Origin of the sequence: Streptomyces sp. NPDC053493 (genome assembly GCF_044544825.1) — a bacterium.
In the GTDB taxonomy this organism is placed as follows: domain Bacteria; phylum Actinomycetota; class Actinomycetes; order Streptomycetales; family Streptomycetaceae; genus Streptomyces.
The window spans coordinates 332446-348300 of record NZ_JBITXS010000004.1 but is presented as its reverse complement, the minus strand read 5'-3'; the positions used below and the strand labels follow the sequence as shown (position 1 = coordinate 348300).

The 15855-nt window shown below is 74.4% G+C and carries 14 protein-coding genes and 1 riboswitch; of the genes, 7 read left to right on the top strand and 7 right to left on the bottom strand.

Annotated elements, in window-relative coordinates:
• Position 1: 1 nt before the first annotated feature.
• Entirely contained in the window at positions 2–3631 is a 3630-nt protein-coding gene (gene cobN, locus ACIGO8_RS14930) for a cobaltochelatase subunit CobN (RefSeq protein ID WP_399729371.1), read from the bottom strand.
• A 59-nt stretch (positions 3632–3690) separates the two neighbouring features.
• A riboswitch (cobalamin riboswitch) is annotated at positions 3691–3771 on the bottom strand.
• A 145-nt stretch (positions 3772–3916) separates the two neighbouring features.
• Between cobN and ACIGO8_RS14925 the strand changes: the two genes are divergently transcribed.
• From ACIGO8_RS14925 to cobJ, 3 genes are read left to right on the top strand one after another with little or no spacing between them, the layout of a single operon-like run.
• The gene (locus tag ACIGO8_RS14925) at positions 3917–5227 is read left to right on the top strand and encodes a cobalamin biosynthesis protein CobG (RefSeq protein ID WP_399729368.1); all 1311 of its coding nucleotides are present in this window, start codon (positions 3917–3919) and stop codon (positions 5225–5227) included.
• On the top strand, positions 5224–5877 hold the full coding sequence (locus ACIGO8_RS14920; RefSeq protein WP_399729366.1) for a precorrin-8X methylmutase: 654 nt from the start codon (positions 5224–5226) through the stop codon (positions 5875–5877). The genes ACIGO8_RS14925 and ACIGO8_RS14920 overlap by 4 nt, the downstream gene beginning before the upstream one ends.
• The gene (cobJ, locus tag ACIGO8_RS14915; protein WP_399729363.1) at positions 5874–7391 is read left to right on the top strand and encodes a precorrin-3B C(17)-methyltransferase; all 1518 of its coding nucleotides are present in this window, start codon (positions 5874–5876) and stop codon (positions 7389–7391) included. The genes ACIGO8_RS14920 and cobJ overlap by 4 nt, the downstream gene beginning before the upstream one ends.
• Here cobJ and ACIGO8_RS14910 read toward each other — a convergent pair.
• Entirely contained in the window at positions 7363–8970 is a 1608-nt protein-coding gene (locus tag ACIGO8_RS14910; protein WP_399729360.1) for a serine hydrolase, read from the bottom strand. The genes cobJ and ACIGO8_RS14910 overlap by 29 nt on opposite strands.
• Positions 8967–9734, bottom strand: coding sequence for a cobalt-precorrin-6A reductase (locus ACIGO8_RS14905; RefSeq protein ID WP_399729357.1), 768 nt, complete (start codon positions 9732–9734; stop codon positions 8967–8969). Before ACIGO8_RS14905 ends, ACIGO8_RS14910 begins: the two co-directional genes overlap by 4 nt.
• Before the next feature lie 21 nt (positions 9735–9755).
• Here ACIGO8_RS14905 and ACIGO8_RS14900 point away from each other — a divergent pair, with 21 nt between their 5' ends.
• Both ACIGO8_RS14900 and ACIGO8_RS14895 read left to right on the top strand, forming a co-directional pair.
• A complete protein-coding gene (locus ACIGO8_RS14900) occupies positions 9756–10943 on the top strand; it encodes a cobalt-precorrin-5B (C(1))-methyltransferase (RefSeq protein WP_399729355.1) in 1188 nt (395 codons plus the stop codon).
• 41 nt (positions 10944–10984) lie between these two features.
• On the top strand, positions 10985–11563 hold the full coding sequence (locus tag ACIGO8_RS14895) for a GNAT family N-acetyltransferase (protein WP_399729352.1): 579 nt from the start codon (positions 10985–10987) through the stop codon (positions 11561–11563).
• Here ACIGO8_RS14895 and ACIGO8_RS14890 read toward each other — a convergent pair.
• A complete protein-coding gene (locus tag ACIGO8_RS14890; RefSeq protein WP_399729349.1) occupies positions 11560–12252 on the bottom strand; it encodes a hypothetical protein in 693 nt (230 codons plus the stop codon). The genes ACIGO8_RS14895 and ACIGO8_RS14890 overlap by 4 nt on opposite strands.
• A gap of 111 nt (positions 12253–12363) precedes the next feature.
• Between ACIGO8_RS14890 and ACIGO8_RS14885 the strand changes: the two genes are divergently transcribed.
• Positions 12364–12438: a 50S ribosomal protein bL37 gene (locus ACIGO8_RS14885; RefSeq protein ID WP_099895366.1), complete on the top strand. Its 75-nt coding sequence runs from the start codon at positions 12364–12366 to the stop codon at positions 12436–12438.
• Positions 12439–12459: 21 nt separating this feature from the next.
• Here ACIGO8_RS14885 and cobM read toward each other — a convergent pair whose 3' ends face one another.
• Genes cobM through ACIGO8_RS14870 form a run of 3 tightly spaced genes read right to left on the bottom strand, consistent with a single transcriptional unit; the run spans position 12460 to position 14577 of the window.
• Entirely contained in the window at positions 12460–13209 is a 750-nt protein-coding gene (gene cobM / locus ACIGO8_RS14880) for a precorrin-4 C(11)-methyltransferase (RefSeq protein ID WP_399729347.1), read from the bottom strand.
• Entirely contained in the window at positions 13206–14441 is a 1236-nt protein-coding gene (cbiE, locus tag ACIGO8_RS14875; protein WP_399729344.1) for a precorrin-6y C5,15-methyltransferase (decarboxylating) subunit CbiE, read from the bottom strand. The genes cobM and cbiE overlap by 4 nt, the downstream gene beginning before the upstream one ends.
• 43 nt (positions 14442–14484) lie before the next feature.
• Positions 14485–14577 carry a DUF6126 family protein gene (locus ACIGO8_RS14870; RefSeq protein ID WP_399730068.1) on the bottom strand — a complete coding sequence of 31 codons (93 nt, stop codon included), beginning with the start codon at positions 14575–14577 and terminating at the stop codon, positions 14485–14487.
• A gap of 194 nt (positions 14578–14771) precedes the next feature.
• On the opposite strand from ACIGO8_RS14870, the gene ACIGO8_RS14865 reads away from it, so the two are divergent.
• Entirely contained in the window at positions 14772–15851 is a 1080-nt protein-coding gene (locus ACIGO8_RS14865; RefSeq protein WP_399730064.1) for an LLM class flavin-dependent oxidoreductase, read from the top strand.
• The last annotated feature ends 4 nt before the right edge of the window (positions 15852–15855 follow it).

Sequence of the window (15855 nt, the reverse complement as noted above, 5' to 3'; positions counted from 1 at the left end):
CTCAGTCGTCCTCGCCGCCCTCCAGGTCGCCCTCGGTCTCCAGGAAGACCTGCCGCAGCGCCGCCAGCGTCTGCGGGTCCGGCTTCTCCCACATGCCGCGGGACTCCGCCTCCAGCAGGCGCTCCGCGATGCCGTGCAGCGCCCACGGGTTGGCCTCCTTCAGGAAGGCCTGGTTCTCCGGGTCGAGGACGTACGCCTCGGTCAGCTTGTCGTACATCCAGTCCGCGACGACGCCCGTCGTGGCGTCGTAACCGAAGAGGTAGTCGACCGTCGCCGCCAGCTCGAACGCGCCCTTGTAGCCGTGCCGGCGCATCGCCTCGATCCAGCGCGGGTTGACCACGCGGGCCCGGAAGACCCGGGAGGTCTCCTCCACGAGCGTGCGGGTGCGGACCGTCTCCGGGCGGGTCGAGTCGCCGATGTACGCCTCCGGGGCCGTGCCGCGCAGCGCGCGGACGGTGGCCACCATGCCGCCGTGGTACTGGAAGTAGTCGTCGGAGTCGGCGATGTCGTGCTCGCGCGTGTCGGTGTTCTTCGCCGCGACCGCGATCCGCTTGTACGCCGACTCCATCTCGGCGCGGGCCGGCCGGCCCTCCAGCCCGCGGCCGTACGCGTAACCGCCCCACACCGTGTACACCTCGGCCAGGTCGGCGTCCGTACGCCAGTCCCGCGAGTCGATCAGCTGGAGCAGACCGGCGCCGTAGGTGCCCGGGCGGGAGCCGAAGATACGGGTGGTGGCGCGGCGCTCGTCGCCGTGCTCGGCCAGGTCCGCCTGGGCGTGCGCCCGGACGTAGTTGTCCTCGGCCGGCTCGTCCGCGAGGCCCGCGACCAGCCGCACCGCGTCGTCGAGCAGCCCGATGACGTGCGGGAAGGCGTCCCGGAAGAAGCCGGAGATGCGCAGCGTCACATCGACGCGCGGGCGGCCGAGTTCGGCGAGCGGGATCGCCTCGATGCCCTTCACCCGGCGCGAGGCGTCGTCCCACACCGGGCGGACGCCGAGCAGCGCGAGGGCCTCGGCGACGTCGTCGCCGGCGGTGCGCATCGCGCTCGTGCCCCACAGGGACAGGCCGACGGAGGTCGGCCACGTGCCGTTGTCGGTGCGGTAGCGCTCCAGGAGCGAGTCGGCGAGCGCCTGGCCCGTCTCCCAGGCCAGCCGGGACGGCACGGCCTTGGGATCGACCGAGTAGAAGTTCCGGCCGGTCGGCAGCACGTTGACCAGGCCGCGCAGCGGCGAGCCGGACGGGCCGGCCGGGACGAAGCCGCCGTTCAGGGCGTGGACGGCGTGGTCGAGCTCGTCGGTGGTGGCGGCCAGCCGCGGCACGACCTGCTCGCAGGCGAAGCGCAGCACCGCGCGCACGTCCTCGCCGTACGCGCCGGCCACGGAGCCGATGGCGTCCACGGACCAGTCCGCGGCCTCCATCGCCTCGACCAGCTCGCGGGCCTTGGCCTCCGCCTCGTCGGCGGTGGTGCGGGTCGCGGCCGACTCGTCCAGGCCGAGCGCCTCGCGCAGACCCGGCAGCGCCTGCGTGCCGCCCCAGATCTGGCGGGCGCGCAGGATCGACAGGACCAGGTTCACCCGCGCCTCGCCGGCCGGCGCGCCGCCGAGGACGTGCAGACCGTCGCGGATCTGGGCGTCCTTGACCTCGCACAGCCAGCCGTCGACGTGCAGCAGGAAGTCGTCGAAGCCGTCGTCGTCCGGCCGGTCCGCCAGGCCGAGGTCGTGGTCGAGCTTCGCGGCCTGGATCAGCGTCCAGATCTGGGCGCGGATCGCCGGGAGCTTCGCCGGGTCCATGGAGGAGATCTGCGCGTACTCGTCGAGCAGCTGCTCCAGGCGCGCGATGTCGCCGTAGGAGTCGGCGCGGGCCATCGGCGGCACGAGGTGGTCGACGAGCGTGGCGTGCACACGGCGCTTGGCCTGGGTGCCCTCGCCCGGGTCGTTGACGAGGAACGGGTAGACCAGCGGCAGGTCGCCGAGGGCCGCGTCCGGGCCGCAGGCCGCGGACAGGCCGGCGTTCTTGCCGGGCAGCCACTCCAGGTTGCCGTGCTTGCCCAGGTGGATCATCGCGTCGGCGCCGAAGCCGCCGTCCTCGGCGCGGGCGGCGATCCAGCGGTAGGCGGCCAGGTAGTGGTGCGAGGGCGGCAGGTCGGGGTCGTGGTAGATCGCGATCGGGTTCTCGCCGAAGCCGCGCGGCGGCTGGATGAGGACCAGCAGGTTCCCGCGGCGCAGCGCCGCCAGGACGATGTCGCCCTCCGGGTTGCGCGAACGGTCCAGGAACATCTCGCCGGGCGCCGGGCCCCAGTGCTCCTCGACCTGCTCGCGCAGCTCGGCCGGCAGCTCGGCGTACCAGCGCTTGTAGTCGGCGGCCGGGATGCGGACCGGGTTCTTCGCCAGCTGCTCCTCGGTGAGCCAGTCCTGGTCGTGGCCGCCGGCCTCGATCAGGGCGTAGATCAGCTCGTCGCCGTCGCCGGAGACCAGGCCCGGGACGTCCTCGACCGGGCCGAAGTCGTAGCCCTCGGCGATCAGGCGGTTGAGCAGCGAGACGGCGGAGGCGGGCGTGTCCAGGCCGACCGCGTTGCCGATCCGGGAGTGCTTCGTCGGATACGCGGAGAGGACCAGCGCCAGCTTCTTCTCGGCGTTCGGGATGTGCCGCAGGCGGGCGTGGCGGACGGCGATGCCGGCGACGCGGGCGGCGCGCTCGGCGTCCGCCACGTACGCCGGGAGACCGTCCTCGTCGATCTCCTTGAAGGAGAACGGGACGGTGATCAGGCGGCCGTCGAACTCGGGCACGGCGACCTGGCTCGCGGCGTCCAGCGGCGACAGGCCCTCGTCGTTCTCCTCCCAGGCCGCGCGCGAACCGGTCAGGCACAGCGCCTGCAGGATCGGCACGTCGAGCGCGGCGAGCGCGCCCGCGTCCCACGCCTCCTCGTCGCCGCCGGCCTGCGCCTCGGCCGGCTTGGTGCCGCCGGCGGCCAGGACGGTGGTGACGATCGCGTCGGCGCCGCGCAGCGCGTCCAGCAGCTCCGGCTCGGGCGCGCGCAGCGACGCCACGTACAGCGGCTCGGCCCGCGCGCCCTGCGCCTCGATCGCGTCGCACAGGTCGGCGACGAAGGCGGTGTTGCCGCTCATGTGGTGGGCGCGGTAATAGAGCACGGCGACGGTGGGGCCGTCGCCGGCCGCCTTCGCGGTGCGCTCCAGCGGGCCCCAGGTGGGCGCGGGCGCCGGGGCCTCGAAGCCGTGGCCGGTCAGCAGCACCGTGTCGGACAGGAACCGGGCCAGCTGCGTGAGGTTCGCGGGGCCGCCGTGCGCCAGGTAGGCGTGGGCCTCGGTGGCGACGCCGACCGGGACGGTGGAGGCCGACATCAGCTGGGCGTCGGGCGCCTGCTCGCCGCTGAGCACGACCACCGGCTTCCCGGCGGCGAGGACCGTGTCGAGGCCCTCCTCCCAGGAGCGCACACCGCCGAGGAGGCGTACGACGACGAGGCCGGCGCCGTCGAGGAGGGCCGGCAGGTCGGCCTGCGGGAGCCGGGCGGGGTTCGCGAAACGCCATTCCACCGGGTTGTCGGCGGGCGCGGCGGCGTTCGCCGCACGGGCGCTGAGCAGGTCGGTGTCGGAGTGCGACAGCAGCAGGAGCATGGCGAGCTCAGGCCCTTCCTCGGGGTTGTCCGCGCCCCGGGTGGTCGTGTGGACGGCGGGAGTTCCTGACTCACCGGGCCCGGACGCCCGGAGCCGGCTCACAGTGGCGGGACCGCGCCGGATTCTCACCGGGCTTCCTCCCCGGGGTGCTTCGACCCCATGCCGGTCTGCATCCTAGATCGTGCGGGTCGGACGGTGGGGCGGTGCGCGGGAGTAGGCCTGATCACACCGGATCACACCGGCTCCGGCGCCGTGAGGCCGGCGGCCGGGGCAACGGCCGTCGGTATGCTCGCCGCCATGCCGGCCACCCCACGCACCTCGCCCGAACCGGGCGAACCTCTCATACGGGACCGTGGTGACGCATGCCCCGGGGCGCTGCGTCTGCACGCCGCCGACGACGGCTTCCTGGCCCGACTCCGCCTGCCCGGCGGGCGTTTGACCGGCCGTCAGGCCGAGGCGCTGGCCCGGGCCGCCGAGACGCTCGGCGACGGCGGCGTCAGCGTCACCTCGCGCGGCAACGCCGAGCTGCGGGGCCTGCGCGAGGGCTGCGGCGGTGAACTCGCCGCGCTGCTCGACGAGGCCGGGCTGCTGCCCTCGCCCACGCACGAACGCGTCCGCAACATCGTCGCCTCGCCCGCCTCCGGCCTCGACGGACTCGGCCGCGCCGACGCCCAGTTGTGGGCGCGCGAGCTGGACGCCCTACTGTGCGCCGAGCCCTGGGCGGCGTCCCTTTCGGGACGTTTCCTGTTCGTCCTGGACGACGGCCGCGGCGACGTGGCCGGGCTCGGCGGCGATGTGACCTTGGTCGCAGCGACGGGCCCTCAGGGCGGCGAGGTCCACGCGCTGCTGCGCCTCGGCCGGCAGGTCTTCCGGGTCGCGGGCCGGGACGCGCCGCGGGCCGCGCTCGTCGCGGCCGGCGCGTTCCTCGACGCCGCCCGCGCGGCGGGGAACGGCGCCTGGCGGGTGCGGGAGCTGCCCGACGGGCACGTGCCGGACCTGGCCGGGGCGCTGGCGCGGGCCGGGACGGGCGCGGAGCCCGTACCGGAGTCCGAGGCGCCGCTGCCCGAGGGCCCGCCGCCCGCGCCCGGCCCCGTCGGCGAGCACGCCCTCCACGTCCTCGCCCCGCTCGGCCGCCTGACCACCGCCCAGCTCCGGGCCCTGCTCCCGGCCCGGGAGCTGCGGCTGACGCCCTGGCGCGGCGTGATCACGACACCGCCCGCCGACCACCCCGGCAGCACCGCCGAGCACCCCGCGACCGGCGCCGGCAGTGAGCGCCCGGACGTCGGGCGGCGGCTCGTGGCGCTCGCGGCGGTCGGGCTGATCACGCGGGACGGGGACGCCGGTGCCCGGGTCACCGCCTGCACCGGGCGGCCCGGGTGTGCCAAGTCGCTCGCCGACGTCCGCGCCGACGCCCGGCACGCGCCCGCCGGCGCCCTGCCCGTGCACTTCTCCGGATGCGCACGGCGCTGCGGGCACCCGCACGGCACCTGGGTCGACGTCCTCGCCGCCGACGACGGCGGCTATCTCGTGGACCGCGTCCCCACACCCCGTACCTCCCTGACCGAAGCCGTCGCCACGGCCCGCACCCCGAGATGAGCGAGAGCAACAGGATGTTCGAGTACGAGAAGGACGGCACGGAGATCTACCGCCGCTCCTTTGCCACGATCCGCGCCGAGGCGGATCTCGCCGCCCTGCCCGCCGACGTCGCCACGGTCGTCGTACGGATGATCCACGCCTGCGGCATGACCGACCTCGTCCAGGACGTCGCGTACTCACCCGGTGTCGTCGCCGCCGCCCGCGCCGCCCTCCAGGCCGGCGCGCCGATCCTGTGCGACGCGCAGATGGTCGCCAGCGGCGTCACCCGCAAGCGGCTGCCGGCCGGCAACGACGTGGTGTGCACGCTCTCCGACCCGGCCGTGCCCGCGCTCGCCGCCGAACTCGGCACCACCCGGTCCGCCGCGGCGATGGAGCTGTGGCGGGACCGGCTGGAGGGCTCGGTCGTCGCCGTCGGCAACGCGCCCACCGCCCTCTTCCACCTCTTGGAGATGGTCGCGAAGGGCGCCGGCCGGCCCGCGGCCGTGCTCGGCATCCCGGTCGGTTTCATCGGCGCCGCCGAGTCCAAGGACGCCCTCGCCGCCAACGACCTCGGACTCGAGTACCTGGTGGTCCGCGGCCGCCGCGGCGGCAGCGCGATGACCGCGGCCGCCCTCAACGCCCTCGCGCACGAAGCGGAGATCCAGGCATGAGCGTCGTGAAGGGCATGAACGTCGTGAAGGGCAAGCTGTACGGCGTCGGGCTCGGCCCCGGCGACCCGAACCTGATGACCGTCGCCGCCGTCAAGGCCATCGCCGAGGCCGACGTCGTCGCCTACCACTCGGCCCGGCACGGCCGTTCCATCGCGCGGGCCATCGCCGCCGAGCACATCCGCGAGGACCACGTCGAGGAGCGGCTGATGTACCCGCTCACCGTGGAGACCACCGACCATCCCGGCGGCTACCGCGGCGCGCTCGACGACTTCTACGCCGAGGCCGCCGCGCGGCTCGCCGCGCACCTCGACGCCGGCCGCACCGTCGCCGTCCTCGCCGAGGGCGACCCGCTGTTCTACGGCTCGTACCAGCACATGCACAAGCGGCTCGCGCACCGCTACGACACCACCGTCATCCCCGGCGTCACCTCGGTGAGCGCCGCCGCGGCCCGGCTCGGCGAGCCGCTGTGCGAGGCCGAGGAGGTGCTGACGATCATTCCCGGCACCCTGCCGGAGGACGAGCTGACCGCCCGCCTCGCGGGCACCGACTCGGCCGTCGTCATGAAGCTCGGCCGCACCTTCCCGACGGTGCGGCGCGCGCTCGAGCGGGCCGGCCGGCTCGAGGACGCGCGGTACGTGGAGCGGGCGTTCATGGCCGGCGAGCGCACCGAGCGGCTGGCCGAGGTGGACGCCGGGACCGTCCCGTACTTCTCGGTCGCCGTCCTGCCGTCCCGTATCGACGCCGTCGTGCCCGAGTCCCGGGAGACCGGCGGCGAGGTCGTCGTGGTCGGCACCGGGCCGGCCGGCGCGCCCTGGCTGACGCCCGAGTCGCGCGGCGCGCTGGTCAACGCCGACGACCTGGTCGGCTACACCACCTACCTCGACCGCGTACCGGCCCTGCGGCCCGGGCAGCGGCGGCACGGCTCCGACAACAAGGTCGAGTCCGAGCGCGCCGAGTTCGCCCTCGACCTGGCCCGGCGCGGGCGGCGGGTGGCCGTCGTCTCCGGCGGCGACCCGGGCGTCTTCGCGATGGCGACGGCGGTCCTGGAGGTGGCGTCGGAGGAGCGGTACGCGGACGTGCCCGTCCGGGTGCTGCCGGGCGTGACCGCCGCCAACGCCGCCGCGGCGGCCGCGGGAGCCCCGCTCGGCCACGACTACGCGACGATCTCGCTGTCCGACCGGCTCAAGCCGTGGGAGGTGATCGCCGGCCGGCTGCGCGCGGCCGCCGAGGCCGATCTGGTCCTCGCGATCTACAACCCGGGCTCCCGGTCCCGTACGCACCAGGTGGCCGCCGCGCGCGACCTCCTCCTGGAGGTCCGCTCGCCCGAGACGCCGGTGGTCGTGGCCCGTGACGTCGGCGGCCCGGAGCAGTCGGTGCGCGTGGTGACCCTGAAGACCCTGGAGCCCTCCGAGGTCGACATGCGCACCCTGCTGCTCGTCGGCTCCTCGCAGACCCGGGTCACCGAGCGGGCCGACGGCCGCACCCTCACCTGGACGCCTCGCCGCTACGGGTGAAGGTGCCCAGGCCCTCGCCGTTCAGGTACTCGACGGTGAAGGATTTTCCGTCCGGGGTGAAGGTGACGCCGGTCAGGCCGACGGCGTTCTCGCCGCGGGTCGGGAAGCTGAACGTGTCGCCGTCGTAGTGGGTGAGCTTGTACGTCTGGGGCTCCGGCCCCAGACGGAGCGTCAGCGTCCCGTCCGCGCCGGCGACGACCTCGGCCCGCCCGTAGTAGTCGTTGTCGAAGGTGCCCGCGTAGGTGTCGGCGGCCTTCGCGGGCTTCGCGCCGGACGGCGGGTGGGCGTAGTCCGTCTTGGACACGCCCTCCTGCGCCTCCTGCTGGTAGAGCGCGTCCACCAGCGGGATCCAGTCGCGGCTGATCTTGCCGGTCTGCGCGATGTCGAAGAAGTCGAGCGCGACGGCGTCGGCGACGCCGACCGGTGAGGTGTTGGTCAGCACGACGATGCCGAGCTCCTCGCCGGGCAGCATCGTCACGTTGGTGTGCGCGCCCTCGGCGAAGGCTCCGGTGTGCGAGAGCCTGAGCCGGCCCTCGTCGTCGTAACTGACGTTCCAGCCCAGGCCGTAGAAGCCGGCGCGGGCGGCGGGCGCGCTGGGCGGGCCGGAGACGATCTCCGGCCAGTGGGTGCGCTCCAGGGCCTCGGCGCCGATGATCTGCTTGCCGTCGAGCTTGCCGTTCGCCAGCTGGAGCCGCAGCCAGGTCGCCATGTCACGGGCGGTGGAGCTGACGCCGCCGGCCGGCGACTGGGCGTCCGGGTCGCGGACGAACTCCGGCTTCCAGGCGCCGTCGACCTTGACGTGGCCCCAGGCCCGGTCGGAGGCCTTCGCGAAGTCCTCGAAGCGGGAACTGGTGTGGTTCATGCCGGCCGGCTTGTAGAGGGTGTCGGCCGCGAGCTTCTCCCACGGCACGCCCTTCTCGTCGGCGACGGCCTGGGCGGCCGCCGTGAGGCCGAAGTTGGTGTAGGCGTAGCTCGCGCGGAACGGCGTGAGCGGCTCGTAGCGCAGGTGGGAGAGGATGTACGCCCGGTCGTAGCCGAGGTCCTCGAGCAGGTCGCCGGCGTGGTCGGGCAGGCCGCTGCGGTGCGAGAAGAGGTCGGCGACCGTCACGTGGGAGGTGACCCACGGGTCCTTGAGGGCGAAGTCCGGCACGTGGGGCGCGACGGGCTTGGTCCAGCCGTCGACGCCGACGGCGCCGGACACGACGGTGGAGGCGATCGGCTTGGAGACGGACGCGAGCTGGAAGACGGTGTCGGCGTCCACGGCGGCCTTCTCACCGGCCTTGCGCACGCCGTAGCCCTTCAGGTGCAGCACCTTGCCCTTGTGGACGACGGCGACGGCCACGCCCGGCGCCCCGGTGCGCTTCATCGCGTCCCGCACCACCGCGTCGAGCCGGGCGACGGCCCGGTTCACGTCGGCGTCGTCGAGCTGCGGCGGCGGCTGCGGAGGCGGCGGCTGGGGCGGCGGCGAGGGCGGCGGCGGCGAGGGCCCGGAAGCGGCGGCGGCGGTTCCGACGGCGGGCGCGGTGGCACCGAGCAGTGCCGCGAGCCCGACCGCGGCGAGCCGGCGAACGGTACTCATTCCTCCATTGAAAGGCCGGTGCCGGTGTCTGTCGCGCTGTGCCGCCCGGCCAGCCACACCGCCGCCTCCGCCGGGCTCGCGACCGTCTCGACGCCGTCCGGGACCGGCGGGCGGCGGACGACGACGACCGGAATGCCGGCCTCGCGGGCGGCGGCGAGCTTGGGTGCCGTGGCGGCGGCGCCGCTGTCCTTGGTGACGAGGACGTCGAGACGGTGACGGCGGATCAGCTCGCGCTCGCCGTCGAGGGTGAACGGGCCGCGGTCCAGGAGGACTTCGGCGCGGGCCGGCATCGGGGCCTCGGGCGCGTCGACGGAGCGGACCAGGAACCACTCGGGGCGGTCGGCGAAGGCCGCGAGACCCATGCGGCCGGTGGTCAGGAAGACGCGGTCGCCGAGGCCGTCGAGCGCGGCCGCCGCCTCCGCCAGGGAGGCCACCGGACGCCAGTCGTCGCCGTCGACCGGGACCCAGCCGGGACGGCGCAGCGCGAGCAGGGGAACATGGGCGGTGGCGGCCGCCCGGGCCGCGTTGAAACTGATCCGCTCGGCGAAGGGATGGGTGGCGTCGATGACCGCGTCCACGGCGTGCTCCCGCAGCCACGCGGCGAGCCCGTCGGCCCCGCCGAAGCCGCCGATCCGGACCTCGCCGGCCGGCAGCCGCGGCGCGGCGACCCGCCCCGCGAGGGAGCTGGTGACGCGGAAGCGCGGATGCAGCAGCCCGGCCAGGGAGCGGGCCTCGCTCGTCCCGCCGAGGATGAGTACGTGCATGGGAATCCTGGGAGTCCGTTCATGAGTTCCGGCGGGCGTGCGGCCCAACTCAAGCACACCGGTCTGCGCCCCGGCTGGACGACCGGCGCCTGCGCGACGGCGGCCACGACCGCCGCGTACACGGCGCTGCTCACCGGCGACTTCCCGGACCCGGTCACGATCACGCTGCCCAAGGGCCAGACGCCGTCGTTCGCGCTCGCCATGGAGTCCAGGGGCCCGGACTCGGCCACCGCCGGGGTGGTGAAGGACGCGGGCGACGACCCGGACGTCACCCACGGCGCGCTGATCCGCTCGACGGTACGGCTCCTGCCGGCCGGCTCCGGCGTGGTCTTCCGGGCCGGCGAGGGCGTCGGCACCGTGACCCTGCCGGGCCTGCCGCTGGAGGTCGGCGAGCCGGCGATCAACCCGGTGCCGCGGCAGCTGATGCGCGAGCACGTGGCGAAGGTCGCGGCGGCCCACGGCGGCACGGGCGACGTGGAGGTGACGATCTCCGTCGACGGCGGCGCCGAGATCGCCCGCTCCACCTGGAACCCGCGGATCGGCATCCTCGGCGGCCTGTCCATCCTCGGCACGACCGGCGTCGTGGTGCCGTACTCCTGCTCGGCGTGGATCGACTCGATCCGGCGCGGAGTCGACGTGGCGCGGGCGGGCGGGCTCACGCACGTCGCCGGCTGCACCGGCTCGACGTCCGAGCGGACGGTCACGCAGCTGTACGACCTGCCGGAGATCGCCCTGCTCGACATGGGCGACTTCGCGGGCGCCGTCCTGAAGTACATCCGCCGGCATCCCGTGGACCGGCTCACGATCTGCGGCGGCTTCGCGAAGCTGTCCAAGCTCGCCGCCGGCCACCTCGACCTCCACTCGGCCCGCTCCCAGGTCGACAAGCCCTTCCTCGCCGACCTCGCCCGCACGGGCGGCGCGCCGGAGCCGCTGGCCGAGGAGATCGCCACCGCCAACACCGGCCTCGCCGCCCTCCGCCTCTGCGAGTCCGCCGGCGTCCCCCTCGGCGACCTCGTCGCCACCCACGCCCGCGACGAGGCCCTGACGGTGCTGCGGGGCGCCCCGGTGGCGGTGGACGTGATCTGCATCGACCGCGCGGGCACGGTGGTGGGCCGCTCTGCTCCGGCGGGGCCGGCGGGGCCGGGGCCGGTGGGGCTGCCGGGGCCGGGGCCGGTGGGGCTGCCGGGGCCGGGGTCGACGCCGACGTAATCCGGGCGACAGAGGGCGCCCCGGGCGCCGAGACTCGCCGCATGGCCCACTCCGCGTACGACTTCTCGCACAAGCCCACCCTCGTCGGCGAGCGCGTCACCCTCCGTCCCGTCACCGAGGACGACGTTCCCGCGCTGCTGCCGATGTTCGAGGATCCCGAGATCGCTCGGCTGACCGGCGGGCACAGCCGTTTCGACGAGCCGGCCCTGCGGAGGTGGTACGGCTCGCGGGCGGTGCAGGCCGACCGGCTCGACCTCGCGGTGGTGGAACGGGCGACGGGGCGGGTCGTGGGCGAGGCCGTCCTCAACGAGTGGGACCCGGACAACGAGAGCTGCGCCTTCCGGATCTGCTTCAGCCCGGCCGGCATCGGCCGTGGCCTCGGGACGGAGGCGACCCGTCTGATCGTCGGCCACGCCTTCGAGGGCCTCGGGCTGTACCGCGTCTGGCTCGAGGTGTACGCCTTCAACCCGCGCGCCCGTCGCGCCTACGAGAAGGCCGGCTTCCGTACGGAGGGCGTGCTGCGCGGCGCTCTGCGGTGGGAGGGCGAGCGGGTGGACGCGACGGTGATGGCGATGCTGGCGCCGGAGTGGGCGGCGAGCGCGGGGCGAGACACCCGCTAGGCGGTGCCGGCGCCCCCAAGGTGCGGATAGCCGATCTCCGCGATGTCCTCGGCGAGGTCAGCGAGCGACAGTTCGGGGTTGAGTGCCGCGACGACCTCCGGGGTGAGGGGGCGCAGGGCGAGGACGTGGCGGACGGCCTCGGCGTCGGCCTCCGTCTCGTAGTAGTCGGCGGCCCACTGCGCGTACGCCTCCGGCGAGCGGTCGACGAGCAGGGCGAAGAGGTGGTCGGCACCGTCCGGATCGCCGTCGCCCTCGGTGGGGAAGTCGACGGTGCCGGTCCGCCAGGCGGCGTCCGTCGTCTCGCGCCACAGGCAGGCGGTGACGGTCGGGACCCCGCCCTCCTCGCAGAACGCCGGCTCCGTCACGTACGCGCGGAAGACCGCCGGCACCGGCTCCAGGACACCCGGCCACACCTCCGGCACGTCCATCCGCGCCCACGGGCTCATCAGGGACTCGTGGTCGAAGCCCCGGACATAGGCGCCGGCCGCCGAGAAGACGACGGAGTACTCGTCGCCCGAGCCGTTCCGCATCGAGGCCGTCTCCTCGCCCTCGGCCCAGTGGGCGTCGAACGAGTAGTACCGGCCGTCCCACTCCGGGCTCAGCACGGCGTCCAGCATCGCGAGCCCACGGCAGTGGTCGCGCAGTTCCTCGATGCCCGGCAGCGCCCGGGCCACGTCGTAGACGGTCACCCGCCCATTGGAGCGCACGGCACCGACAGTCGACGTGCGCGGCCCCCGGCCCGACCCTAGGCTCGACACGGCACGACACGGCACACACCCACGACCGAGGGAGGAATCGCCATGGCGAAGCGCGGCAACAAGAAGCGGGCCCGTAAGAAGAAGAAGGCCAACCACGGCAAGCGGCCCAACGCCTGAGGCACGGGCCGGACGGGGCCGTCAGCAGGTGTGGCGGTCCCGGGCCGGGTCGTAGAGGTGGCTGTCGCGGAACTCGGAGGCCGCCAGCGTGCGGCCCACCACGATCACCGCGGTCTTCGTGATGCCGGCCGCCTTCACCTGGCCGGCGATGTCCTCCAGGGTGCCGCGCAGCACGATCTCGTCGGGCCGGCTGGCCATGGCGACGACGGCGGCGGGGCAGTCGGCGCCGTAGTGGGGGACGAGCTCGGAGACGATCCGGTCGGCGTAGCGGGCGCCGAGGTGGAGGACGAGCAGCGCGCCGCTGCGGCCGAGGGTGGCCAGGTCCTCGCCCTCGGGCATGGGCGTGGCCTGCTGGGCGATGCGGGTGAGGATGACGGTCTGGCCGACGGTCGGCACGGTCAGTTCCCGCTTGAGCGCGGCCGCGGCGGCCGCGAACGCCGGAACGCCCGGCACGACCTCGTACGCGATTCCCGCCGCGTCCAGGCGCCGCATCTGCTCGGCCATCGCGCTGAAGACGGACGGGTCGCCGGAGTGCAGCCGCGCCACGTCCTGGCCGGCCTCGTGCGCGGCGGCGATCTCGGCGACGATCTGGTCGAGGTCCATCTTCGCCGTGTCGACGAGCTTCGCGTCCGGCGGGTACTCGGCGAGCAGCTCGGTCGGGACGAGGGAGCCGGCGTAGAGGCAGACGCCGCACCGGGCCAGCGTCCGGGCGCCGCGCACGGTGATCAGGTCGGCCGCGCCGGGGCCCGCGCCGATGAAGTAGACGGTCATTGCTGTGGAGAACCCTTCGTTACGGACCATTGCGTGACGGGCATGGCCTGGCGCCAGCCGGTGAATCCGCCGACCGGCACGGCCGTGGCGACCGCGAGCCGGACCAGCTCGCCGCCGTGGCGCCGGTAGCGGTCGGCGAGCAGCGCCTCGGACTCGAGGGTCACGGTGTTGGCGACGAGCCGCCCGCCGGGCGGCAGGGCCTCCCAGCAGGTGTCGAGCAGGCCGGGAGCGGTGAGGCCGCCGCCGATGAAGACCGCGTCGGGGGCCGGGAGGCCGGTGAGGGAGGCGGGCGCCGGGCCGGTGACGACCGTCAGGCCCGGTACGCCGAGGGCGGCGGCGTTGCGGGTGATCCGGGCGGCGCGCTCGGGCGACTTCTCGACCGCGACGGCCCGGCAGGAGCGGTGCGTCCGCATCCATTCGATGCCGATGGAGCCGGAGCCGCCGCCGACGTCCCAGAGCAGTTCGCCGGGCGCCGGTGCGAGCGCGGCGAGGGTGGCGGCGCGCACGTGGCGTTTGGTGAGCTGGCCGTCGTGCTCGTACGCCTCGTCCGGCAGTCCGGGCGTGCTGCCGAGCCGCAGGGTGCCGGGGTCGCGGACGCAGTCGAGGGCGAGGACGTGGAGGGCGTCGGTCCGCTCGTGGGGCCAGTCGGCGGCGGTGCCGTCGAGGATCCGCTCGCGGGGGCCGCCGAGCTGTTCGAGGACGCGGACGCGGGTGCCGCCCCAGCCGCGTGCGCGCAGCAGCGCCGCGACTCGCGCGGGGCTGTCGGGGCCCTCGCCGAGCAGCAGCAGGCGGCGGCCGTCGTGGAGGGCGGCGGTGAGGGCGTCGAGGGGCCGGGCGACGAGCGAGACCGTCTCGGTGGCGTCCAGGGGCCAGCCGAGCCGGGCGCAGGCGTACGAGACGGAGGACGGGTGCGGCAGGACGTGGAGCCGGTCCGGGCCGAGGATCTCGGTGAGGGTGCGGCCGATCCCGTAGAAGGACGGGTCTCCGCTGGCCAGGACGGCGACGCGGCGGCCCTCGTGGGCGGCGAGCAGGCCGGGGACGGCGGGGCGCAGCGGGCTGGGCCAGGGCACGCGGGTGCCGGGGCAGTCGGCGGCGGGCAGCAGGTCGAGCTGGCGGGTGCCGCCGATGAGCACCTCGGCGTCGCGCAGGGTGCGGCGGGAGGCCTCGGGGAGCCCGTCCCAGCCGTCGGCGCCGATGCCGACGACCGACACCACCGATATCGCAGCGTTCACGTCGGGGACTCTACGTGAGGCGGGCCGGGGCCTTACCAGACGGTCACTTCTGGGCGTGCTGCCCCACGTAGAAGAGCAGCCAGACGAAGCCGGCGAAGGCGTGGGTGGCGAAGACGTAGACGAAGACGCGGAGCATCACGCCCCGCTCCTTCCACCGCTCGGTGTCGTGCGCATCGCCCGCCTCGTGCGCGTCCCCCGCCTCACGCGCCTCCCCGGTCTTCTCCTTCGCCATGTCCTCCAGCGTACGGGCGGAATACGGGGGTGGGGTGCACGGTTGGACGGGATGGTTTAAGATTCAACCAACAGACGGAAAGGCGAGAGGTGAGCACGATGCAGTTCGGGATCTTCACCGTCGGCGATGTGACGACCGACCCCACCACCGGCCGCACCCCGACCGAGCACGAGCGGATCAAGAACACCGTCGCCATCGCGCTCAAGGCCGAGGAGGTCGGTCTGGACGTCTTCGCGACCGGCGAGCACCACAACCCGCCGTTCGTGCCGTCCTCGCCCACCACGCTCCTCGGGCACATAGCCGCCCGCACCGAGAACCTCATCCTGTCGACGTCCACCACCCTCATCACCACCAACGACCCGGTGAAGATCGCCGAGGACTACGCGACGCTCCAGCACCTCGCCGACGGCCGCGTCGACCTGATGATGGGCCGCGGCAACACCGGCCCGGTCTACCCGTGGTTCGGCCAGGACATCCGCCAGGGCATCCCGCTCGCCATCGAGAACTACGCGCTCCTCCACAAGCTGTGGAGGGAGGACGTCGTCGACTGGGAGGGCAAGTTCCGCAGCGCGCTCCAGGGCTTCACCTCCACCCCGCGCCCGCTCGACGGCGTCCCGCCGTTCGTCTGGCACGGCTCCATCCGCTCCCCGGAGATCGCCGAGCAGGCCGCCTACTACGGCGACGGCTTCTTCGCCAACCACATCTTCTGGCCCAAGCAGCACACCGAGAAGATGGTCCGCCTCTACCGGCAGCGGTACGCGCACTACGGCCACGGCACCGCCGAGCAGGCGATCGTCGGCCTCGGCGGCCAGGTCTTCATGCGGAAGAACTCGCAGGACGCGGTACGGGAGTTCCGCCCGTACTTCGACAACGCACCCGTCTACGGCCACGGCCCGAGCCTCGAGGAGTTCAGCCGCGAGACGCCGCTGACCGTCGGCTCGCCGCAGGAGGTCATCGAACGCACCCTGTCCTTCCGCGACTACGTCGGCGACTACCAGCGCCAGCTCTTCCTGGTCGACCACGCCGGACTGCCGCTGAAGACCGTCCTCGAACAGCTCGACATCCTCGGCGAGGAGGTCGTCCCGGTGCTCCGCAAGGAGTTCGCCAACCTGCGGCCGGCCGGCGTGCCGGAGACCGCCCCGCTCCACCCCGCCGTACAGACGAAGCAGGAGGTCTGAGGTC